General features: G+C 67.1%; 20 protein-coding genes and 1 pseudogene. 12 read left to right on the plus strand and 9 right to left on the minus strand.

Annotated features, from left to right (window positions below; genetic code table 11):
• Both FHP89_RS14830 and FHP89_RS14835 read left to right on the plus strand, forming a co-directional pair.
• Positions 1–223 (plus strand): annotated as a pseudogene (locus tag FHP89_RS14830) (hypothetical protein); the annotation flags it as partial.
• A gap of 277 nt (positions 224–500) precedes the next feature.
• Positions 501–758 carry a hypothetical protein gene (locus FHP89_RS14835; RefSeq protein ID WP_222105407.1) on the plus strand — a complete coding sequence of 86 codons (258 nt, stop codon included), beginning with the start codon at positions 501–503 and terminating at the stop codon, positions 756–758.
• Between the two features lie 99 nt (positions 759–857).
• Here FHP89_RS14835 and FHP89_RS14840 read toward each other — a convergent pair whose 3' ends face one another.
• A complete protein-coding gene (locus tag FHP89_RS14840) occupies positions 858–1418 on the minus strand; it encodes a flavodoxin family protein (protein WP_144174180.1) in 561 nt (186 codons plus the stop codon).
• A gap of 153 nt (positions 1419–1571) precedes the next feature.
• Here FHP89_RS14840 and FHP89_RS14845 point away from each other — a divergent pair, with 153 nt between their 5' ends.
• The gene (locus tag FHP89_RS14845) at positions 1572–2489 is read left to right on the plus strand and encodes a LysR family transcriptional regulator (RefSeq protein WP_144174182.1); all 918 of its coding nucleotides are present in this window, start codon (positions 1572–1574) and stop codon (positions 2487–2489) included.
• Here FHP89_RS14845 and FHP89_RS14850 read toward each other — a convergent pair.
• The gene (locus FHP89_RS14850) at positions 2476–4680 is read right to left on the minus strand and encodes a phospholipase D-like domain-containing protein (protein WP_144174184.1); all 2205 of its coding nucleotides are present in this window, start codon (positions 4678–4680) and stop codon (positions 2476–2478) included. The genes FHP89_RS14845 and FHP89_RS14850 overlap by 14 nt on opposite strands.
• 198 nt (positions 4681–4878) lie before the next feature.
• Here FHP89_RS14850 and FHP89_RS14855 point away from each other — a divergent pair, with 198 nt between their 5' ends.
• The 6 genes from FHP89_RS14855 (at position 4879) to FHP89_RS14880 (ending at position 9901) form a co-directional block, all read left to right on the plus strand.
• Entirely contained in the window at positions 4879–5256 is a 378-nt protein-coding gene (locus tag FHP89_RS14855; RefSeq protein ID WP_144174186.1) for a response regulator, read from the plus strand.
• Between the two features lie 187 nt (positions 5257–5443).
• Positions 5444–7072, plus strand: a complete 1629-nt coding sequence (locus tag FHP89_RS14860) for a hypothetical protein (protein WP_144174188.1) — start codon at positions 5444–5446, stop codon at positions 7070–7072.
• A 139-nt stretch (positions 7073–7211) separates the two neighbouring features.
• Entirely contained in the window at positions 7212–7589 is a 378-nt protein-coding gene (locus tag FHP89_RS14865; RefSeq protein WP_186300204.1) for a transglutaminase N-terminal domain-containing protein, read from the plus strand.
• Positions 7590–7698: 109 nt separating this feature from the next.
• A complete protein-coding gene (locus tag FHP89_RS14870) occupies positions 7699–8643 on the plus strand; it encodes a DnaJ C-terminal domain-containing protein (protein WP_144174192.1) in 945 nt (314 codons plus the stop codon).
• A 16-nt stretch (positions 8644–8659) separates the two neighbouring features.
• Positions 8660–8965, plus strand: coding sequence for a chaperone modulator CbpM (locus FHP89_RS14875; RefSeq protein ID WP_144174194.1), 306 nt, complete (start codon positions 8660–8662; stop codon positions 8963–8965).
• A gap of 3 nt (positions 8966–8968) precedes the next feature.
• A complete protein-coding gene (locus FHP89_RS14880) occupies positions 8969–9901 on the plus strand; it encodes a zinc metalloprotease HtpX (protein WP_144174197.1) in 933 nt (310 codons plus the stop codon).
• Between the two features lie 169 nt (positions 9902–10070).
• Here the strand turns inward: FHP89_RS14880 and FHP89_RS14885 are convergent, their stop codons facing one another.
• Genes FHP89_RS14885 through FHP89_RS14910 form a run of 6 tightly spaced genes read right to left on the minus strand, consistent with a single transcriptional unit; the run spans position 10071 to position 13870 of the window.
• Positions 10071–10529 (minus strand): GNAT family N-acetyltransferase, encoded by a 459-nt coding sequence (locus tag FHP89_RS14885; protein ID WP_144174199.1) that lies wholly within the window; start codon positions 10527–10529, stop codon positions 10071–10073.
• A gap of 41 nt (positions 10530–10570) precedes the next feature.
• Positions 10571–10771, minus strand: coding sequence for a hypothetical protein (locus tag FHP89_RS14890; RefSeq protein WP_144174202.1), 201 nt, complete (start codon positions 10769–10771; stop codon positions 10571–10573).
• Between the two features lie 9 nt (positions 10772–10780).
• Entirely contained in the window at positions 10781–11545 is a 765-nt protein-coding gene (locus tag FHP89_RS14895) for a LamB/YcsF family protein (protein ID WP_144174205.1), read from the minus strand.
• Positions 11542–12585 carry a 5-oxoprolinase subunit C family protein gene (locus FHP89_RS14900; RefSeq protein ID WP_144174207.1) on the minus strand — a complete coding sequence of 348 codons (1044 nt, stop codon included), beginning with the start codon at positions 12583–12585 and terminating at the stop codon, positions 11542–11544. The genes FHP89_RS14895 and FHP89_RS14900 overlap by 4 nt, the downstream gene beginning before the upstream one ends.
• The gene (gene pxpB, locus FHP89_RS14905; RefSeq protein WP_260851630.1) at positions 12582–13325 is read right to left on the minus strand and encodes a 5-oxoprolinase subunit PxpB; all 744 of its coding nucleotides are present in this window, start codon (positions 13323–13325) and stop codon (positions 12582–12584) included. Before pxpB ends, FHP89_RS14900 begins: the two co-directional genes overlap by 4 nt.
• A gap of 2 nt (positions 13326–13327) precedes the next feature.
• On the minus strand, positions 13328–13870 hold the full coding sequence (locus tag FHP89_RS14910) for a winged helix DNA-binding protein (protein ID WP_144174211.1): 543 nt from the start codon (positions 13868–13870) through the stop codon (positions 13328–13330).
• Between the two features lie 143 nt (positions 13871–14013).
• Between FHP89_RS14910 and FHP89_RS14915 the strand changes: the two genes are divergently transcribed.
• From FHP89_RS14915 to FHP89_RS14925, 3 genes are read left to right on the plus strand one after another with little or no spacing between them, the layout of a single operon-like run.
• Positions 14014–15003: a TRAP transporter substrate-binding protein gene (locus tag FHP89_RS14915; RefSeq protein WP_144174213.1), complete on the plus strand. Its 990-nt coding sequence runs from the start codon at positions 14014–14016 to the stop codon at positions 15001–15003.
• A gap of 53 nt (positions 15004–15056) precedes the next feature.
• On the plus strand, positions 15057–15575 hold the full coding sequence (locus FHP89_RS14920) for a TRAP transporter small permease (RefSeq protein ID WP_144174216.1): 519 nt from the start codon (positions 15057–15059) through the stop codon (positions 15573–15575).
• A gap of 4 nt (positions 15576–15579) precedes the next feature.
• The gene (locus FHP89_RS14925; RefSeq protein ID WP_144174218.1) at positions 15580–16878 is read left to right on the plus strand and encodes a TRAP transporter large permease; all 1299 of its coding nucleotides are present in this window, start codon (positions 15580–15582) and stop codon (positions 16876–16878) included.
• A gap of 12 nt (positions 16879–16890) precedes the next feature.
• Here FHP89_RS14925 and FHP89_RS14930 read toward each other — a convergent pair whose 3' ends face one another.
• On the minus strand, positions 16891–20931 hold the full coding sequence (locus tag FHP89_RS14930; RefSeq protein WP_144174220.1) for a PAS domain S-box protein: 4041 nt from the start codon (positions 20929–20931) through the stop codon (positions 16891–16893).
• Positions 20932–21081 lie beyond the last annotated feature (150 nt).

Genomic DNA, 21081 nt, shown 5'->3' on the forward strand with positions numbered 1-21081 from the left:
CCAGTTCCACGACTTCAACCCCGCCGAACGCCACCTCGCCGAAGCCCTGCGCACCCTGCGCCTCATCCACTACGCCGCCTGGATCGCCCAACGCTGGCACGACCCCGCCTTCCCCCACGCCTTCAGCTGGTTCGACAGCCCGCGATACTGGCAAGACCATATCCTCAACCTGCGCGAACAGATCGCATTGATGGATGAGCCGCCGCTGATTCAGGCGGGGTAACGTTGGCCGAGTCAGACATGCTGGGCTTCAAGACCTGATCCCGGATGACTGTGGGCTGGCGCGCCACCCGAAGGGGATACTGGAATCCCTTGTGGGTGGCGCTTGCCGTTTACGTGGCGGTCGGGTTTAATCTCTGTGGAGATAAAACAATAGGGGACAGACCACGACTTAGGGACAAGAAGCCGTGGTCTGTCCCCTATTGCGGATTCGAGCTTGGTCCGGCGGCGGATAAACGCTATTCGTTAGCCAGCCGAACAACTGTCACGGAGGAACTCCAGTGCCCGCAGCATTCTCCTCAGCGCTTTACTACCCATACATCGACATAAAGGATGAACAATGGCTACGAAGTGCTGCGCTGTTCTGGGACTCCATCCGAACAATTGTTCCGGTTTCGCATCGCGATCCCTACTCGAATGATTTTGCTCGCGCCCTCTGTGACGAGGGCGTGCTTGAACCGGTTCGCGTGTCATCGGACATGGATGAGGTCGAGGAACTTACCGACAAAGTTCTCGACTTTCTTACGCAAAGTAAATAGGGGACAGACCACGGTTTTCGTCATACGCTCCAAACCCAGATGCAAAACGGCCCCACCAACATAGCGGGGCCGTTCTTCATTCAACGCTGCAGCGAGCGATCAGCCCATCCGCAAGGCCAACTGCGCCACCCGCGCGCCGAGATGCTCGGCGGTGCGCAGGTCGGAGTCCTGCATGGCTTCGGCGCCTTGGTCTGAGTTCGACTGCGCCATCGCGCCGAGCTGTCCGCCCAGGCGGTTGAGGTCTTCGACCGAGCCTTTGCTGTGGTTGTTGCCGGGCATCAGGCCGAGGTTTACCCAGGTCATGCTGTGCTGGGCGGCGAAGACCGACAGCTGCACCAGCGCGTTGAGCTTGTCGCCCGACTGCGAGGCAGAGTTGGTGAAGCCGGCGGCGAGTTTGTCTTTCCAGCCCTGGCCGAACCACACTTTGGAACTGGCGTCCATGAAGGTCTTGAACGGGGCCGACACGCTGCCCATGTAGGTCGGCGCGCCAAAGATGATGGCGTCGGCGGCGGCCAGGTCGTCCCAGTGAGCGTCGACCGCGTCGGCGCCGATCTGCTGTACTTGCACGCCGTCGACCGAGGCGGCGCCTTTGGCGACATGCTCGGCCTGGCGGGCGGTGTGGCCGTAGCCGCTGTGATACACGATGGCGATTTTTTTCATGATGACTTCTCCTGTCGGGGCACCTCCCGCCAGCGCAATGGCCGAACCGGGAAACGCCGCTATTGAATTTGCTTCACTGTGAATGCATTATCAACAAAGACACCAACAAGAAAAACAGACAAATTTTGATCAATTTGTTGAGCCATATTCAACATGAAACTCACCCTCGACGCCCTGCTCATGCTCGACGCCATTGACACTGCCGGCAGCTTTGCCGCCGCGGCGCGGCAGCTGCACCGCGTGCCCTCGGCGCTCACCCACGCCGTTCGACGGCTGGAGGACGATCTGGGCTTCGCCATTTTTGAACGTGTCGGTCGGCGCGCCCTGCTGACGCCGGCCGGGCGCACCTTGCTCACCGATGGCCGCCAGTTGCTCGCAGCCGCCGACGCGCTGGAGTGCCGCGCCAAACGAGTGGCGACAGGTTGGGAGGTGGAGTTGCGCATTGCCTTGAATGCGCTGGTGCCGTTCTCGCTGATGCTGCCGCTCATCCAGGAATTTGACACCGCCCGGCACGGCACGCGCCTGCGCTTCAGTGGCGAGGTGCTGGCCGGTAGTTGGGATGCGCTCGGCAGCGGCCGCGCCGATCTGGTGGTCGGGGCTTCGGGCGAGGCGCCGCGCGACGCCCGTTTCGTGTCGAAACCACTCGGGCAGGCCGCGCTGATTTTCTGCATGGCGCCGGAGCATCCGCTGGCCGCGTTGCCCGAACCGCTCCCTGCGCATGAACTGAGCAAGCATCGCGCCGTGGTGCTGGCCGACACGACCCGCAGCATGCAGGCGCGCACGGCCGGCATGGTGATTGGGCAAGACACACTGGTCGTGCCTGACCATCACGCCAAGCTGGCAGCACAGATCGCGGGGCTCGGTGTCGGCCATCTGCCCTATTTTCTGGCGGCCGACGCGCTGACGGATGGCCGGCTGGTCAGACGCCAGACCGACGCCAACCGAAGCGATGAACCGCTTTACCTGGCGTGGCGGCGCGACCACGACGGCCGCGCGTTGCAGTGGTTTGTCGAGCGCCTTACCGCTGCGCCCTGGCAGGCGCAGCTGGCGCAGGCGGTCAGATTGCCTTGAACAAGGCGTTGAATTCGTCAGCCGCCGCCGCGTCGCCCTGCATGATCCGGCGCGACAAGGCGTAGACCCGCTCGGTGGTGGCCAGAATGCGCGCCTTCAGGTCGCGCCGCTGGGTGTCGTCGAGGCGATCCTCGCCGGCATAGCGGGCAAGCAACTGATCCACAAGATCGTTCATCTCCACCCCGAGCGTGGCCGCATCGCGACCGATCAGGGCTGTGTTGTGCGCCACTTTGCCCGGCGTGGCGATCAGCGCCTGCAAGCCCGCCACATAGTCGGCAGCGAATCTCGGGGCATTACGAATGTAGATGCCGTTATTGCTGTCCATCATCAGGCTGCGCACATCGGCGTTGGCCGAGCCGATGAAGACGTCGGCGCCGAACACCATCACTTTTGAATGCAAGGACAGGCGCGCGTCGTCGCCCTTTTGATACTCCAGGTAGCGCAGCGTGGCGGCGCCCTCGGCCGGCCCGATGTCCTTGAGATGATCGGCAAGCGCCTTGAGTTGCCACACCGCCAGCAAATTGACGATGTTCAGATCGGTGGTGGCCAGCGAGTTGGTGAGCAAGGTGAGGTCCACACCCGCACACGCGCGCCGCCCGTCGAGCATGGCGGCGACGTCTTGCAGCAGATTGGCCGGCAAGAAGAAATAGGCGTTGTGAATGATCACCGGCTGGCGCGCAGCGACCGGCGCGGCGCACGCCTCGCGCAAGGCGGCACGCCACAGAGCCTGAATATGCTTGCTCGATGCCGCTTCGTGGTCGTGTCGGGCGCCATAGCTGCGTTGCCCCTTCGCAATCGGCAGATTCTCCAGGTAGTCGATCCGGGCACCGGCGTCGATCTGCAAGGGTTTCGGCGCCGCGCTCGGGCGGTAGTTGCGCGCGTAGGTTTTCAGGCGTGCACGATGCTGCTCGCCCATCGCAGCGAGCCGCGCCGACACGGGCACGAAATGCTTCTCAAGATAGCGATCGACGCAGGCCGCGTTCTTGCCCTGGCTGCAAGCCGTTTGCGCCGCCTCGACCACACCAAAGTTTGCCAGCAGATCGTTGGGCGCATGCTGACGCACCTCGTCCAGCCGCGCCACCATGCTGCTCAGGCCCCACAGGCGGTCAAAGCTGGCGGTCAGCGCAGGCGTGCGATCGGCCAGTGTCAGCGCCACATCGGTATCCATGAAGATGTACTTGTCGGCCAGCGGATTGGGCGACATGTGGTATTCGTCGGCCACGTTGCGCCCGCCCAGCACCAGCGTGCGACCGTCGGCCAGCAGCAATTTGTGGTGGAGGAATTCGGTGAGGTAATCCCAGTCGCGCTGGGCCAGCGCATCGTTCTGGCGCGACACGGGCAAATAGCTGCTCACCGCATCGAACACCGGACTGACCTGCTCGGCGAAGGCGAGGCGAACCACCGCCAGCTTGAACTTGGCCGCCAAACCGTCCACGCCGCCGATGTAGCGCGCGCGGAAATAGAGCTTGCCCAGCTCCTTGAGCCTGGCGGTCTGATCGGCGTTGGCGCTGCCCGCGCCGGCCGCCAGCGCGTCGGCGTCGATTGCCTGCCCGCGGGTCACGGCGTAGGCCATCAGCTTGGCGTGCTTGCCATACAGCCCCGACAGGAACACCCCCGAACCGGCCACGCTGCGGTTGAGCACGCTCGGCGCGCCCGCCGCGCCGGGGGCAAAACGGCGGCCAACCTCGGCCAGCTTGGCCTCGTCGCAGGCGCTGCCCGTCGCGCCCACATCGGCGCAGCTGAGCGTGAGGAAGGCCGCATCCTTGATGATCTCGACCGTCGGCCGATTGTAGAACCGCACCGCGATACGCCCACGCCCCGCCTGCTCCAGCCAGCTGAAACGGTCGAGGTCTTTGTAAGCGCTGAAGTAATCCACCAGCAGCCGCACCTGCACACCGCGCCCGGCGGCATCGATGAGGGCCTGGCTGAGCCGAGCGGAGGTGTAGTCGTCCGCGAAGATGTAGTAGGCCAGATCAAGGCTTTGCGTGGCCGACTCGATCGCCCTCAGCTTGGCGGCGAAGGCCGCGTCATTGTTGGTGAGCACCTCGCCCGACACCAGCGCCAACGGCCCCGCCGACGCCTGCTGCTCCAGCGCGTCGGCCAGCGGCACCGGCTTCACCGACGGCGCCAGCGCGCACCCTCCCAGAATCCAGCCAGCCAACATCACGGCGGCAACACGGTGCAGTCTCATCGAGTCTCCTTGTTCGGGCGATTGCAGCGCGGGGCTGGCGCCGTCCCAGTGTTTTTGCATATGAGACACAGTATAGCCACGCGCCCGGTTCCTGCTGCACGCTTCAACACGCGCACCCACCGTGCATCTACGCCTAAAGTCCGATTGCAGACTCGCCGTTAATCGACGCACCCTTCCTTTCGCAACAGGTACGCCACGATGCCTCCCCGCAAACTGCTGATCGTCGACGACATGGACGCCATCCGGGCGCTGGTGGCGGCCATTGGCCGTGACGCCGGCTTTGAAGTGCATCAAGCCAACAACGGCGAACAGGCCCTGTCCGCCTGCCAGAGCACCGCCTTCGATGTGGTGCTGTGCGATCAGAACATGCCCAAGATGAGTGGCGAAGCCTTCGTCACCCAACTGCGCGAGACCGACAAAGGCACGCCGGTGGTCATGCTCACCGGCGAGACCGACCGCGAAAAGATCGCCGCACTGGTCAGCGTCGGCATCAACGGCTTCATCCGCAAGCCCTTCAAGCCTGACCAGATCTACCAGGCCCTGAAGGGCGTCAAGCCGCGCGCCACGGCCGCCTGAGCCCCGCCGCCCCGCCGGGCGGCCGATCCGTATCGCTTGAAAACACGGAAATTCACACCCCGCGTCGCGTCCGATCGGGCCTCAAGCGGGGCACCGCACATTGTCACCACCACCCCGCCCTTCGTGTTACGGTCAAGTCGCATCAGGGGAAAGTCTCAGAAGCGCCATCTGATTCGGGGGAACGCGCATGACCCATCTACGCCTTCTGGGCCTGCTGTTGATCGGCCTGCTGCTGTCGGGGTGTGCGCAATTCACGCCCTACCGAGTCGCCCTTCCGGCGGGGTCGGCGCCGACGGGGGTCGATTGCGAAGTACCGGGCCTGCTGGCTGACGGCAGCGCCGCACCCACCACGCTGCCGCCCTGCGAAACCGCCAGCGCCGATAGTGCCCTTCCCGCCCCGGCGCTCCAGCACCGCCACTACACCAGCACCTTCCGCGACAAGACCGGCGCCGCCGATCCGGCAGACAAAGGCGATTATTTCCTCTCTTTCGTCGAGTTCGACGATCAGGGCTGGTTCGTCGACCGTCGGCAGATGGACGCTCTGTTCGCACTACTCGCCGACCTCAAACGCAAGAACCGCGAGACGCTGATCTACGTCTACGCCCACGGCTGGAAGCACAACGCCAGCCCCTGCGACAACAACGTGGTGTGTTTTTCGCGGCTGGTCGAGCGGCTCGATCTGGCCGAGAAGAAAATCCGCAGCGACGACCCCGCCACCCAGCGCACCGTGGTCGGCGTGTATCTGGGCTGGCGCGGCCTGCCCTTTGGCACGGCGCTCAACAACCTGTCGTTCTGGTCGCGCAAGGACACCGCAGCGCGGGTCGGCCGTGGCGGCGTGTTCGAACTCCTCACCCGACTCAACGACTACCGCGACAGCCGCCAGATCAGCAAGACCGCCGATCCGCTGCGCACCCAGCTCGTCATCACCGGCCACAGCTTCGGCGGCCTGGTGGTCTACTCCGCCCTGTCCCACGCCCTGATGGAACGCGCCGCGCGCACCGGCGACGCCGCCACCGGCACGCAGTACGTCAAGGTCAAAAGCTTTGGCGACTTCGTGATGCTGGTCAATCCCGCCTTTGAGGGCTCGCTCTACGAGCCGCTGTTTCATATCGCCACCCAGCGCTGCTATGAGCCAACCCAGCGCCCGGCGATGATGATCGTCACCTCCGAGGCCGACGCCGCCACCCGGCTGGCCTTCCCCGCCGGCCGCGCGATGAACACCGTGCTGCAGCACGCCAGGTCGCCCGCGCAGCTCGCCAGCATGCGCCAGACCATCGGCCACAACGCCCGCTATATCACCCACGACCTGATCGACGAAACCGCCGGCGACACCTCACCGCGCGTCGTCGATAGCACCGACTGCGGCTGCCCCTACCTCGACCCCACCGCCACCTGGGGGCAACAAGGCTTGCTGCAACTCATGGGCGGCGTCTTCGCGATTCAGGCCGGCCAGAATCAATACGGCGGCGATGACGATCCGCGCCAGAAAGCCCTCGCCTTGAAGGCCGTCCCGAGCCCCTCGGCAAGCACAAGCTACGCTGCAAACTACCCCTTCCTGGTGGTCAAGACCGGCGAAAAAGTCATTCCCGATCACAACGCCATCTACAACGAGCGCTTCACCACCTTCACGCAGGTGTTCATGCTCTCGCATGTGCTCAACGGCACGCCACTGCCCTCGGACAAGGGCAAGCTGCAATGCCTGCCCGACCCGGAAACCCTCGACCGACATGGCGAAAGCGGCCTGTTTCCGCCGGGCCTGTCCTGCCTGGACGAGCACGGCCAGGCCTGCGCGTCGTCGGGCATGCCAAGGCCTTGATCGCCACCTCGCCATAAGCCGGCATTAAGCCGGCGCCGGCTCGACACAGCGACCCCAGCCGCGCCCTAGCGCCTGCCATCGCTTCGAGATCCCAACGCAATCAGCGATGCAGGGCATCACGTTTTTGCGGGTTCGCCTTATGTCCGTCATCCTTGAAGTTGAGCACGTCACCACCTGCCACTGCGCCAAAGAGGTGACATTCGGCACCCACCGGGTCGCGTTTCATCCCCGCGCAGCGCATGACATCCGCGTGCTGCACGCCGACCTGACCGCCTCTCCCCACTGCCGGCAACACTGGATCCACGACGTCTTCTCCAACTCCGTGGCGGTGGTCGAACCCCTGGTGCCGGCCGTCACGCTGAGCTTTACGGCGCGCTTTGCCATTGAGCATCTGGGGGTGAAAAACCAGAAGCTGCCGGTGGACCCGGCCGCCGAAAACGCCCCCATGTGTGCGCAGGCGCCGCCGCCGATCGACGCGGCGGCCTTTTCATGGCGGGCGTTAAGCGGCATGCTGTAACCGTCATCGTTGCCGGCCTTCCGCGCGCATCGCTGCCCGGGAATGGCCTGTCGATGGCGCGTCGATCGCACCCGCCGCGAGGCCCCGCCAACAAGCACCGGGACGACAAATGGAATTCCATGACTACTACCAGACCCTCGGCGTCTCCCGGGATGCGTCTGCGGACGAGATCAAGAAAGCCTTTCGCCGACTGGCCCGCAAATACCATCCGGACATCTCGAAGGAAGCCGACGCCGAAGCCCGCATGAAGGCGGTCAACGAGGCCTACGCCGTGCTCTCCGACCCGGAGAAACGCGCCGCCTATGATCGGCTCGGCCAGAACTACCAGGCAGGTCAGGACTTCCGGCCGCCGCCCGACTGGGGCGAAGCCTACGAGTTCTCCACGCATGGCTTTTCGCCCGGCGAGGAGGCCGAATTCAGCGACTTCTTCAGTCAGCTGTTTGGCGGGCCGGGCGGCTTCCGACGCCAAGGCGGGGGCCACTTCCGCACCCCCGGCGGAGATGTGCGCGCCGAGGTGCTGCTCGATCTGGACGACAGCTTCAACGGCGCCACCCGGCAACTCAGCCTGCAATTGCCGCAAACCGACGCCCAGGGCCGGGTGCGCTGGGTTACGCGCAGCCTGAACGTGAAGATCCCGCAAGGGGTGCATGAAGGGCAGATCATCCGGCTGGCCGGCCAGGGCGCGCCCGGCATGGGCGGCGGCCCCGCCGGCGACCTGTTGCTCGAGGTGCGCATCAAGCCCCATGCCCGGCTGCGCACCGAGGGGCGCGACCTGCGCATGACGCTGCCGCTGGCGCCCTGGGAGGCGGCACTCGGCGCCACCGTCGCGGTCGAACTGCCCAACGGCCACCTCAAGGTGCGCATCCCCGAAGGCGCCCAGAGCGGCCGGCAGTTGCGCGTGCGCGGCAAAGGCATTCCCGGCACGCCGCCGGGTGACCTGCTGCTCGACCTGCAGGTCGTGCTGCCCCCGGCCGACACCCCGGCGGCACGGCAACTGTACGAGACCATGGCGCAGGAACTGGCCTTCGACCCGCGCCCGTCCGCCAAGCAATGAATCAAGGAGTCGCACCATGCGCGAACAAGACCTCCTGATCGGCAGCCTGCTCGAAGAGACCTGGATGACGCTGGAGCAAGTGGCCGCCGCCTGTGCGGTGGAGCCCGACTGGCTGCGCCGGCACATCGACGAAGGCCTGTTTCCCCACGCCGAATGCGTCGCCGGCGTGTGGCGCTTCACCCGCGTCGGGCTGGTCCGGGCGCGCCGCATGCGCCAGCTCGAACGCGATTTCGATGCCGCCCCCGAACTGGCCGCGCTGATGGCCGACCTGCTCGAAGAGATGGACCACCTGCGCACCCGACTGCGCCAGACCGGAACCTAAGCCATGACGGCGCACGCCTGGGTCAACCGGCTCCAGACGTTGCTGCTGATCGCCACCCTGCTCGGCATCTCGGCGCTGGCCGGCGCCCTGCTGCTGGGCGAGGACGGTTTCTGGATCGCCGTGTTCGGCAGCGTGCTGGCGCTGCTGCTGGAGCCCGGCGCGGCTTCGTGGCTGACCTTGCGCCTGTACCGGGCCCAGCCCCTGCCGCCGGCGATGGCGCCCGAACTGTGGCGCATCCTGGAACACCTGGCGGCGCGCGCTGCCCTGCCGGCCGTCCCCACCCCCTATTACGTGCCCAGCCCGATGGTCAACGCCTTCGCCGTCGGCGACCGCAAGCGCTCCGCCATCGCCCTGACCGACGGCCTGCTGCGTGGGCTCTCCAGCCGGGAAATCACCGGCGTGCTGGCGCACGAAATGGCGCACATCGCCCATGGCGACCTGCGCGTAATGGGGCTGGCGGACTATGTCAGCCGGCTCACCAGCGTGTTCGCCCTCGCCGGTCTGCTCGTGGCCTTCTTCGCGCTGCCAACGCTCTTGGTGATGGATGTCGGCATCAACTGGTCAGGCCTGTTGCTGCTGGCCGTCGCGCCGCATATCGCGCTGCTGGTGCAACTCGGCCTGTCGCGGGTGCGTGAGTTCGACGCCGACCGCAAGGCCGCCGAGCTGACCGGTGACCCCGACGGCCTGGCCGCGGCGCTGGCGCACATCGAGGCAGTCAGCCGCTCGTGGCGCCGCCTGCTGTTGCCCGGCTGGGGCAACCCGGAGCCATCCTGGCTGCGCACCCACCCGGCCACCGACGAGCGCATCCGGCGGCTGCGCAGCCAACCGGCCCCAACCCCGGCCTGCGACGCCTCCACGCCGATGTGGCACGGCACCGACACGCCCGCGCGCGTCCGTCAGCCCCCCCGCTGGCGTATCGGCGGCTTCTGGTGGTGACAGGCAGCGAGGCGCTGCGGGCACGGTGCGCACACCGGCCAGGCCGAGGCCCGCCCCGCAGATCGGCCATCGCGATGCGCTTGGCGCGCCCGACCGGGATGCCGCGACGCCGCGCGATACATGGGGTCAGACCTGTCTCACAAAGCGGCGCCGGACGCGCCGGCTGACCTCAACGGCCGGGCTGTGACGCCAGGGGCGAATGCCAATGCTCCCACGGCCCGTCTTCGCCGACGCCGCCCGCTTCACAGCGCCAGCCGTGTTGCGCGTAGAAGCACCGTGCCCGCACGTTGCGGGTCACGCACTTGAGCGACAGGGGGCGACCGTAGTGCGCCTCGCACGCACGCAAGAGGGCGCTGCCGACACCGGCGCGCTGGTGCGCGGGTGACACATACAGGTGGTGGATGAAGCGCTCGGGCACCCACACCGAGGCAAAGCCGACGATGTTGTCCGCCCGCGTGGCGACATGGACGTCTTCGCCGTCGATGCTCCCCAGGAATTCCGCGCGCGTCGCGTCACCGCCACTGAAGCACCCCGCCACTGCCCGAGAGGCATTGTAGAGCGCGAGCACCACGTCAAGCTCGGACGGCCCGGCGGGCCGGATGATGAGATCGAGATCGGGTCGGGTCATGATGCGGCAAATCACGCCATGGCACCGGCGGCGCAGATGCGCTATTGCCTTTCGGCAGCTTCCAGGCGCGCTGCCGCCTGCGCATTGGCGGCATCGAGTTGCGTCTGCACCTGCGCTTTCACGGCCTGGGCCTGTTCGACTTCCTTGGCCTTGGCGGCGGCCACCGTGGCGGCGCTGGTGGCGGTTTCGGCGCCGCAGGCGGTGAGCGCTGCCGCGGCGAGCAGGAGGATCAGCATGCGCATGACAAACCCCTAAATCATGTCCGGAAGGCCGACCATAACATGGCCGTCGGCCTCCAGCGCAGCACGCAGGGCGCGGGCGGTGTCGACTGCTTCCAGATTATCGCCGTGTACGCAGATGCTGTGAATCGGCGTCGGTAGCACCGTGCCATCGAGCGCGACCAGGCCGCCGGCAGCGAGCAGGCGGCGGACATGGGCGATGCACTCGGCCGGGTCGTGCAGCACGGCGCCGGGCTGGCTGCGGGGCACCAGCGTGCCACGCGGAGTGTAGGCACGGTCGGCGAAGGCTTCGAGCGCCACCGGCAGGCCGGCGCGTTCGCCGGCGGTGGCGAGCTCGGAGGTGGCAGGTGCGAGCAGGATCAGGCTGCGATCAAAGGCGCGCACGGCGCGGGCCACCGCGTCGGCCAGCGTGGCGTCTTCGCAAGCCATATTGTTGAGCGCGCCGTGCGGTTTGACATGGCTGAGGCGGCCGCCTTCGGCCTGGGCCATGCCGGCCAGCGCGGCCACCTGATAAATCACCATGGCTTCGAGTTCGTCGGGCGACAAGTGCATCTTGCGCCGGCCAAAGCCTTGCAGATCGGGAAAGGCCGGGTGGGCACCGAGCGTGGTGCCGCTGGCCAGCGCGGTGCGCACGGTGGTGCGCATCACCAGCGGGTCGCCGGCATGAAAACCGCAGGCGATGTTGGCGGAGTCGACAATCGGCAGCAAGGCGGCGTCCGCGCCCATCGACCAGGCGCCGAAGGATTCGCCGAGGTCGGCATTCAGGTTGAGTTTCATGCGGCGTCTCCGTCGTCGTCGCGGCCATCGATGATGCCGCTGAGCAGGTTGCGGGAATACAGCGCGTCGAGGTCGACCAGGCCGTCACCGGCCAGCGGCACGATGGCGCCGAGACTGGCTTGCAGCGACTGCTCGGCCGCGCGGGCGAGGTCTTCGGCCTCGGCGACGCTGACCGCGACAAAGCGAACCACCTCGCCCGGCTTGCGCTCGGCCAGCCGCGCCAGATCGGCGGTGATGACGGTGGCGATTTTGGGGTAGCCGCCGGCGGTGTGGCCGTCGGCCAGCAGCACGATGGGCTGGCCGTTGCCGGGCACCTGAATGGCGCCGGGCACCGCGGCATCCGACACGATTTCACGCGCGGCGGCGTCGCGATGCACCAGCGGCTCGCCGGCCAGCCGCACGCCCATGCGGTCGGCCTCGGCGGTGATCTCGAAGGGCGCGGTCAAGAAGGCCTCGAGACTCGCCGGCGCGAAGTGATCCGCCTGCGGCCCGAGCACGACACGAATCGGCCCCGCCTCGGGCGTGGGCGGCTGACGCAAATGGTGTTCCGGGGTGGGCGCCGGTTCGATCACGCTCAGACGGTCGCCCACTTGCAGCGCCCGGCCGTCCAGCCCGCCCAGCGCCGCACGCGCATAGGTGGCGGCGCTGCCGAGCACCAAGGGGCGGGCCATGCCGAAGACCGCGACCACGGCCAATCTGCCCGCGCCGGTGTGCACCACGCGCAGCGTTTCGCCTTCGGCCAGCGTGAGGCTGCGCCAGGCGACGAGCGAGCGCTTGCCCGCGGCGGTGAGGTGTTCGAGCTGGGCATCGCCGGCCACGGCGAGGCGCACCGCGCCCTCGCGGGCGACAAACTGCTGACCGCCATCGAAGCATTCGATGGCCGGCGCCAGCGCGTCATTGCCGACCAGCGTGTTGGCGATGCGCAACAGCTGCGGCGCCAGCGCCCCGGCCCAGGGCACCCCAATACGCCGCCAGCCACGACGGCCGACGTCCTGAATCGACGCCAGCGCGCCGGACGACCGAATCTCGAGCGCGCTCATGATGCTTCCCCCGCTGGCGAGCACCACTGCTGCGGATCGAGCCGACCGGCTTTGAGCTCGGCATCGAGTCGGGCGAATTCATCGACGCTCACCGGCGTGAAACGCACCCGGTCGCCGGCCGCCAAGAGGGCCGGCGCCGCACGGGTCGCATCAAACAGCGGCACCGGACAGCGCCCGAGCACGTGCCAGCCGCCGGGGCTCTCCCAGGGGTAGATGGCGGTCAGGCCGTTGGCGATGGCGATGCTGCCGGGCGGCACGCGCAGCCGGGGCTCGCTGCGGCGGGGCAGTTGCAAGGCCGCCGGCACATCGCCCATGAAGGGGAAGCCGGGCAGAAAGCCGAGCATGTAGACCACGTACTCGGTGGCGCTGTGCGCGTCGATCACGGCCTCGGGTGTCAGGTTGGTGGCGGCGGCCACGTCAGCCAGATCGGGGCCGAACGCGCCACCGTAGCAGGCCGGCAGGCGCCAGTGGCGACCGTCGCCGACCGGGGCGTGGTCGGCCGCGTCGATCAACTCACTCAGCGCCGCTTCAAGTGTGGCGCGACGGGTCAGCAGCGGATCGTAGACGACGGTCAGCGAGCGGAAGGTGGGTACGGTTTCGATCACGCCGCCAAGCTGCCCCGCGGCGCGGGCGCGCTCGATGGCCACGTCCAGCGCATTGACCCGGGCCTGCAGCGCCGGATCGATGGCGTCGCCGAACTCGACCGTCAACGCGGCGTCACCGAGATCGAGAATACGCATGCTCACAGGCTCGAGGTGGACGCCGCGCGGGCGGCCTGATCATAACGACCGGAGAGCGTACGCAGCAGGCGGGCGAGATCGCCGATGTGCGCGTTTTCTTCGGCCGAGCCGGAGAAGCCGGGCATCAGGCAGGCCTCGCGCACTTCGCGGTAGCGCAGGCAAGCATCACGACCGTCGTCGGTAGCGCTGTAGAACGCCTCCTTGCCCTTGCGATGACTGGTGACCAGCTTGAGCGCGAGCAGCTTCTTGAGCGAGTAGGACACCACATGGGTGTCTTCGACGTTGAGCACAAAGCAGATGTCGGCGAGGCGCTTGGCGCTCTCACGATGCACCACATGGTGCAGCACCAGCACATCGATGGTGGTCATGTCCTCAAAGCCGGCGGCGGCCATGCAGCGCATCATCCAGCGCGAAAAGCCATGCCACGCCACGATCATGCCGTATTCAAACTCCGACAGCTCGGGCGATTTGGCCGACACCAGATGCTCTGAAGAGACGATGCGGCTCGGCGCGGGGCGGCCATCGGGGAGCAAAGTTTTGGGCATGTCGTTGTCACCTCGTCGATATTTTGTTGACAAATTATAGACAAAACACCAAAGTTGCAAGGCCGGCAAAAAGAAAACACCCTTGTGCCGCAGCCAATAACCCCAGGCGTTCGCATGCACGAACGCCCCGCGAGGAGACACCGATGCGATCCACCCAGCCTTTCCGTTCCGCCCTGTGCGCCACCGTCGCCGCCTTCGGCCTGAGCACCGCGGCCCTGGCCCAAACCACCTGGGACATGCCCACGCCCTACCCGGCGACCAACTTTCACACCGAGAACATCCAGCAATTTGCCAATGACGTGGCCAGCGCCACCGCCGGCGGGCTGAAGATCACCGTGCATCCGGGCGGCGCGCTGTTCAAGGGGCCGGAAATCAAACGCGCGGTGCAGGCCGGGCAGGCGCAGATCGGTGAATTGCTGATCAGCTCGCTGGCCAACGAAGACGCCATGTACGCACTCGACACCGTGCCCTTCCTGGCCACCAGCTACGCCGAGTCGGCCAAGCTGTGGTCGGTCTCGCGCAGCGCGGTCGAAGCGCGGCTGGCCAAGCACGGGCTGAAGCTGCTGTTCACCGTGCCGTGGCCGCCGCAGGGCATCTACAGCAAGAGCGCGGTGGCCGCGATGGGTGACTTCAAGAACATGAAGATCCGCTCCTACAGCCCGACCGTGGCGCGCATGATCGAGCTGATGGGCGGCCAGCCGGTCACCGTGCAGGCGGCCGATCTGACTCAGGCGCTGGCCACTGGTGTGGTGTCGGCCAATATCACCTCCTCGTCGACGGGCTACGACTCGAAGAGCTGGGAGCAGCTGTCGCACTACTACGATGTGCAGGCCTGGCTGCCGAAGAACATGGTGTTCGTGTCGCAGAAAGTCTTTGACGGCCTGGACGCCGCCACCCGCGAGGCTTTGCTCAAGGCCGCCTCTGCCGCCGAAACCCGCGGCTGGCAGGTCTCCGAAGAGAAGACCGCGTGGTATGTCGATCAGCTCAAGAAAAACGGCATGCAGGTGCTGCCGCCCAGCGACGCCCTGCGCGCGGATCTCAAGAAGGTCGGTGACACGATGACGGCCGAATGGCTTGAGCGTGCCGGCACCGACGGCAAGTCGGTGCTCGACGCCTACCGCGCCGCGCAGTAAGACCACGACGGGGGCCATGTGCCCCCGTGCTGTATATCTTCGGGGAATTCTGCATGCGTACAACGCTCGACACCCTGTACCGACTGGCTGGCGCGCTGGCCGCGGTCGGCATGATTGCCACGCTGGTGATGGTCACCACCGGCATCGTCACCCGCCCGCTGGGCATCTACCTGCGCGGCACCGATGACTACGCCGGCTATGCCATGGCGGCCTGCGGTTTTCTGGCGCTGGCCTACACCTTCAAGCATGGCGAGCACATTCGCGTCACGCTGCTGATTGACCGCATCGGCGGCAGCGTGCAGCGCGTGCTGCAGTGGGTCGCGTTGCTCATCGGCACCGGCGTGTCGGGCGCGCTGGCCTGGTACAGCCTGCGTCTGGCCTGGCAGTCCCACGCCTTTGGAGACATTTCGCAGGGCGTGGACGCCACGCCGCTGTGGATTCCGCAACTGGCGCTCGCCATTGGCGCGACGATTTTTCTCATTGCCATGCTCGACGATCTGGTGATGACCACGCTGGGCCGGCCTTGCGCCCGCCTCGCCAACGCCGGCCAAGAACCGGCGCGGATGGAGTAATCCCATGGACTTGATGGTTGCCGGCCTGCTCTTGCTGGTCATGCTCGTTTTACTGGCCAGCGGGGTGTGGATCGGTTTGTCGCTGATCGCCGTGGGCGCCCTTGGCATGCTGATGTTCACTACGCGCGCGCCGGGCGACGGCATGGCCGTGGCGATCTGGGGCATCGGCTCGAGCTGGACGCTCACCGCCCTGCCGCTGTTCCTGTGGATGGGCGAGGTGCTGTTCCGCACCAAGCTGTCGGAGAACATGTTTCGCGGCCTCGCCCCCTGGGTCGAGCGCCTGCCCGGGCGGCTGCTGCACGCCAACATCCTCGGCTGCACGCTGTTCGCCGCGGTGTCGGGCTCCTCGGCCGCGACCTGCGCCACCATCGGCAAGATCAACCTGCCCGAGCTGGAGCGGCGAGGCTACCCGACCTCGCTGGCGCTGGGCACGCTGGCCGGCGCCGGTACGCTGGGGCTGCTGATTCCGCCGTCGATCATCATGATCGTATATGGCGTCTCGGCCGATGTCTCCATCGCCAAGCTGTTCATCGGCGGCGTGCTGCCTGGCCTGCTGCTGGCCGGCCTGTTCATGGGCTGGGTGATCGTCTGGTCGCTGCTCAACCCCGACAAGATCCCGGCCGGTGAAGGCCGCACAAGCTTCATCGACAAGCTGCGCGCCTCGTGGGGGCTGATGCCGGTGGTGCTGCTGATCGGCGCGGTGCTCGGATCGATCTACACCGGCGTGGCCACCGCCACCGAGGCGGCCGCGCTGGGCGTGATCGGCGCCTTCATCATCGCCGCCGCGCAAGGCTCGCTCACCCGCGAGAGCTTTTTCGCCAGCCTGATGGGCGCCACCCGCCTGTACTGCATGATCGGGCTGATCCTCGGCGGCTCGGCCTTTCTGACGCTGGCCATGGGCTACATCGGCCTGCCGCGCCATCTGGCGGAGTGGATTTCGGGGCTGGGGCTGTCGACGGGCTGGCTGCTGGTGGCGCTGACCGTTTTCTTCATCCTGCTCGGCTGCTTCCTCGACGGTATTTCGGTGGTGGTGCTGACCATGGCCGTGCTGCTGCCGACCATCCAGACAGCCGGCATCGATCCGCTGTGGTTCGGCGTGTTCGTGGTGGTGGTGGTCGAGATGGCGCAGATCACGCCACCCGTGGGCTTCAACCTGTTCGTGCTGCAAGCCATGACTGGCCGGCAGATTACCGAGGTCGCGCGCTACGCCCTGCCTTACTTCCTGCTGATGTGCGCGGCCGTGATCTGCCTCTACACCTTCCCCGGCCTGGTGACCTGGCTGCCGGGCAAGATGATCGGCTGATCAGGGCAGCCCTCAGACGTCGACGCGAGGCGAGGCGCCGGGCAAGGGCGTCGCCCGGATCGCCGTCACCAGGGCGGCAATTGATTGCGCCAGCGCATCGAGTGCTTCGGCATCGGGCGCGCGGCCTTGCGCCGCCTGGGCTTCAATCGCGGCGGCCTGATCCGCCAGGGCATCGGCGCCCAGGCTGCCCGCCGCACCGCGCAGGGTATGCATCAGCCGCGCGGCGCCGATCAGGTCGCCCTCGGCCACACGGGAACGCAACTGCGTGCCGCAGTCGCCATGCTGGCGCTCAAACAAAGCGAGCATGCGCGCATACAGCGCGGGCTTGCCCATCATCCGCAACAGGCCGGCCTCGACGTTGAGCCCCGGAATGTCGGGAAAACCGCGCTCAGGCGTCGGTGCCGGCGCGGCATCCGGCGCGCGCGCGCGGCCGGCCCAGCGGGCCAGCGTGGCAAGCAGCAAGGGCGGATCCACCGGCTTGGCGAGATGATCGTTCATGCCGGCCGCGAGACACTGCGCCCGCTCATCGGCCATGGCATGCGCGGTCATGGCAATGATCGGCAGCGCGGCAAAGCGCGCATCGGCACGGATCTGACGCGTGGCTTCAAGGCCATCCATCTCCGGCATCTGCACGTCCATCAGCACCACGTCGATGGGCGGCGCGTCGGCGCGCATCACGCGATCGACCGCTTCACGCCCGGTGCCCGCCGTGTCGACCAGCACGCCCTGCTCGGCCAGCAGGGTTTCGGCGATCAGCAGATTCACCAGATTGTCTTCGGCCACCAGCACACGCAAACCATCGAGATCCGCAGCGGGGGCGGGCGACACCCGGGGGGTTCGCGCAAGCTCGCCGGCGCCACCGACGCCGAGTTCCACGTCGAACAAGAAGGTACTGCCCTGGCCTGGCTCACTATGCACGACCACGTCGCCCCCCATCAGCCGCACCAGCTGGCGACAGATCGACAGGCCGAGCCCGGTGCCGCCGAATTTGCGGGTAGTGGAGTCGTCGGCCTGGGCAAAGGGCTGAAACAAGCCCTCGATCTGACTCGGCGTGAGCCCCACGCCGGTATCGCGCACCGCAAACTGCAAGCGCACACGCGCGTTTCGGGGCGGATCGGCGCGCACGGTGACCGCCACCTCGCCACGCTCGGTAAACTTGATCGCATTGCCCACCAGGTTGACCAACACCTGCCCCAGACGCATGCCGTCGCCGACCAGCGTATTGGGCACGCTGGGCGAGACGGACAGCTGCACCGCCAGCTGCTTGGCGCGCGCCTGCTCGCCGAACAAGGCCATCAACTGCGCCAGCACCTCGTTCAGCCGGAACACCGACTGCTCCAGCGACAGGCGCCCCGCTTCGATGCGTGACACATCCAGTACGTCGTTGATCACCCCAAGCAGCGCGGTGCCGGCCTGGTGGATCTTGCTCACATAGTCGCGCTGGGCGGGTTGCAGGTCGCCGCCCAGACACAGGTGAGACAGCCCGATGATGGCGTTCATCGGGGTGCGGATTTCGTGGCTCATGTTGGCCAGGAAGCGGCTCTTGGCCTGCGTCGCCGCCTCGGCCGCCAGCTTGGCCTCGCGCAAGGCCGCGTCCGCCGCACGCCGTGCCGACACGTCTTCGAGCACCCAGATGCCGTGACTGATCTGGCCATCGCGCTCGGCCAGGCCGCTCATCGCCAGGCTGACCCACACTGAGGTGCCGTCACGACGGCGCAGCCGGCATTCGCCCCGCCACTCCTCACCCACCGACACCGCCTGCCATGCCTCGGCTTCGACGTCGCAGGGCGGGTCTTCGACACAACGAACCAAGGGCAGGCCCGTGGCGACTTCGTCCACCGTGTAGCCGGTAACTTGGGTGAAGTGCGGGTTGACGTATTCCAAGGGGCCCGTGCGCCGGGCGATGACCACCATCACCGGGCTGTGCTCGACGGCCAGCGACAGCTTGCGCAACTGGCGCGCGGCGGCGCGGCGCTCGGTGATGTCGTAGGTCCAGCTCAGCACCACCGGCTGGCCACCAAACACGCCGCGCTCCATGCTCAGCAGCACCCAGTAGATGCTGCCGTCGGCGCGGCGCAGCGCCACCTCGCGGTCGCGTACCACCTCGCCCGCATCGAGCGCCGCCAGCGCCGCGCGGCGCTGCGCCGGATCAACATAGCGCTCGAGCACCGGCGTCTGCATGAACGCTTCGCGCGAAAACCCGGCCAGCGCGCAAGCGCGCCAGTTGGCAAACACCGGCACGCTGCCTTCGCTGGTCAGCACCACGCCAATCGGGCTGGATTCGAGTATCCGGCTCAATTGCGCCTCGGCGTCCCGGGCGCGGCGTTCGGCCGCCTTGGTGTCGGAGATATCGACCACCACCCCGAGCAAGCCGCCGGGCTGGCCGTCCGCCAGCCGGAAACCCTGCACCCAGTACAAGGTGTCGTGGCGCAAACCGTCGGCCATAACGATGACCTGCTCGCGAGCTCGCGAAGCGCTCGTCCCGATCAGGCGCTCGTCCTCGGCGTGAATCGCCTTCCGCTCGACCGGCGAAAAGATGTCCAGCTCGGCGATCGTCTTGCCGCGCAAGGCCTCGCGGCGCACGCCAAAACTGTCTTCGAAAGCGCGGTTGCACCCCAGAAAACGCGCATCCGGCCCCTTGTAAAACACCGGGTTGGGGAGGGTGTCGAGCAGGACTTCAACAAACAGCAGTTGGTCAGCCAATTCGGCTTGTTTGCCGGCCAGCGCGCGTGTGCGCTCGGCCACCTTGTCTTCAAGCGCGTCGCGCGCCGTGGCCAGCCGCCGGGTGGCATCCTCCAGCAAGACCCGCATCGCCCCCTGGCTGTCGACCAGCGCGGCCATTTCGCGCCAGTGGCCTTCAATCGGCGGACCGGGCGTCAGGTCAAGCTGGCCGATCCGCTCGCTCTGCGCCACCAGCGCCTGCAAGGGGTGGCGCACGCGTTCGGCCACCCGCACCGCCATCAACAGGCCGAGCCCGATGACGCCCAGCATCAGGGCCACGAAAATGACCGCATCGCGCGCCCGCGCCGGCACGAAGTCGGCTTCGGGCGCAAACGCTGCCACCCACAGGGCGTTGTTCCCGAGGTGCAGCGGCAGAAACTCGGCCCGCCAACGCCGGCCCTCAAGCATGAAGCCGACATTGCCGGCCGGCCGAGCCGCCGCCTCCCACGCCTTCACGCCGTCGCTCAGATACGCCACGTCGAGCGCCGGGACGCGCTGGAGAACCGCCGCCCGCACCGCATCGTCCACCTCAAAGCGTGGTGAGTACGGCAAGCCCAGCACCTCGCCGGCGTCGGTCAGAATCGCCACCCCGCCGCGCCGCCCGACCCGCATGCCCGTGGTCAGTCGGGACAGGTCCGACAGCAACACGTCGAAGGCCAGCACCCGACGCTGACCATCCGGCGCGGTCCATCGGGTCGAGACCGTCATGCCGGGTTCGCGGGTGGTAAAGAACTGATAGGGCGGCGTCCACGCCAGCGCGCCATCGGCCGGCGTCGCCATGGCGCCAAGAAACCAGGGCCGCCCTCGCGGCTCGTAGTCGCTGTTCAGGACCGCATCGCTGACCAGCTCGCCGGTCTCAGACCACCGCATGGTCCGATGTCGTTCAACCGCCCCTGGCAAGCCAGTGACCCGGTTTCGCCACTGGCCATCAGCCATCTCGAGCAACAGCAGCTCACGCCCGTCCTCCTTGGCCAGCAGCGCCGACGACAACCGCAGATCGGTCTTCAGCATGGGCCGCAACACACGGTTGAACTCGGCCAGGGTGTCGACATCAAAGACGCCCGCCTTGCCCCAGGCCGCGGCGGTCTCTAGCATGCGCTCGACCTGACGAAAATCGCGCTGGATCTGCGCGTCGATGGTGGTGGTGGCCTGATGCACCGCACTGCGTGCCAGTTCGGTGGTCGAGGGCTTCAGGATCAGACCATAGAAAGCGGCGCCGAACACCGCAAAACACGCGACGATCAGCAAGGCGAACTGACGCATCAAGCCCCGCACCAGCGAGGGGCGTGTTGGCGCGGTGGGCGTGGGTTGGGCGTCAGAATCAGCGCGCATTCAGTGGCGTTCGGCGTTGAGGGGACATCGACAGCATACGCAATTACCCTTCACCAGGAATGGTTTTGAGCAATCCCCGACGACGGCGGACGCCCCCTGTGGCGATGCCTGGCCCCGACGAGCCCCGGCGTGCCCCGTCGCGAGGGGGTG

The sequence above is a fragment of the Denitromonas ohlonensis genome (assembly GCF_007625205.1).
Classification (GTDB): domain Bacteria; phylum Pseudomonadota; class Gammaproteobacteria; order Burkholderiales; family Rhodocyclaceae; genus Nitrogeniibacter; species Nitrogeniibacter ohlonensis.

Bases quoted from the DNA above. Each gene is read 5' to 3' on its own strand.
- FHP89_RS14840 (WP_144174180.1), bottom strand. From the start codon at position 1,418: ATGAAAAAAATCGCCATCGTGTATCACAGCGGCTACGGCCACACCGCC.
- FHP89_RS14845 (WP_144174182.1), top strand. From the start codon at position 1,572: ATGAAACTCACCCTCGACGCCCTGCTCATGCTCGACGCCATTGACACT.
- FHP89_RS14850 (WP_144174184.1), bottom strand. From the start codon at position 4,680: ATGAGACTGCACCGTGTTGCCGCCGTGATGTTGGCTGGCTGGATTCTG.
- FHP89_RS14855 (WP_144174186.1), top strand. From the start codon at position 4,879: ATGCCTCCCCGCAAACTGCTGATCGTCGACGACATGGACGCCATCCGG.
- FHP89_RS14860 (WP_144174188.1), top strand. From the start codon at position 5,444: ATGACCCATCTACGCCTTCTGGGCCTGCTGTTGATCGGCCTGCTGCTG.
- FHP89_RS14865 (WP_186300204.1), top strand. From the start codon at position 7,212: ATGTCCGTCATCCTTGAAGTTGAGCACGTCACCACCTGCCACTGCGCC.
- FHP89_RS14870 (WP_144174192.1), top strand. From the start codon at position 7,699: ATGGAATTCCATGACTACTACCAGACCCTCGGCGTCTCCCGGGATGCG.
- FHP89_RS14875 (WP_144174194.1), top strand. From the start codon at position 8,660: ATGCGCGAACAAGACCTCCTGATCGGCAGCCTGCTCGAAGAGACCTGG.
- FHP89_RS14880 (WP_144174197.1), top strand. From the start codon at position 8,969: ATGACGGCGCACGCCTGGGTCAACCGGCTCCAGACGTTGCTGCTGATC.
- FHP89_RS14885 (WP_144174199.1), bottom strand. From the start codon at position 10,529: ATGACCCGACCCGATCTCGATCTCATCATCCGGCCCGCCGGGCCGTCC.
- FHP89_RS14890 (WP_144174202.1), bottom strand. From the start codon at position 10,771: ATGCGCATGCTGATCCTCCTGCTCGCCGCGGCAGCGCTCACCGCCTGC.
- FHP89_RS14895 (WP_144174205.1), bottom strand. From the start codon at position 11,545: ATGAAACTCAACCTGAATGCCGACCTCGGCGAATCCTTCGGCGCCTGG.
- FHP89_RS14900 (WP_144174207.1), bottom strand. From the start codon at position 12,585: ATGAGCGCGCTCGAGATTCGGTCGTCCGGCGCGCTGGCGTCGATTCAG.
- pxpB (WP_260851630.1), bottom strand. From the start codon at position 13,325: ATGCGTATTCTCGATCTCGGTGACGCCGCGTTGACGGTCGAGTTCGGC.
- FHP89_RS14910 (WP_144174211.1), bottom strand. From the start codon at position 13,870: ATGCCCAAAACTTTGCTCCCCGATGGCCGCCCCGCGCCGAGCCGCATC.
- FHP89_RS14915 (WP_144174213.1), top strand. From the start codon at position 14,014: ATGCGATCCACCCAGCCTTTCCGTTCCGCCCTGTGCGCCACCGTCGCC.
- FHP89_RS14920 (WP_144174216.1), top strand. From the start codon at position 15,057: ATGCGTACAACGCTCGACACCCTGTACCGACTGGCTGGCGCGCTGGCC.
- FHP89_RS14925 (WP_144174218.1), top strand. From the start codon at position 15,580: ATGGACTTGATGGTTGCCGGCCTGCTCTTGCTGGTCATGCTCGTTTTA.
- FHP89_RS14930 (WP_144174220.1), bottom strand. From the start codon at position 20,931: ATGCGCGCTGATTCTGACGCCCAACCCACGCCCACCGCGCCAACACGC.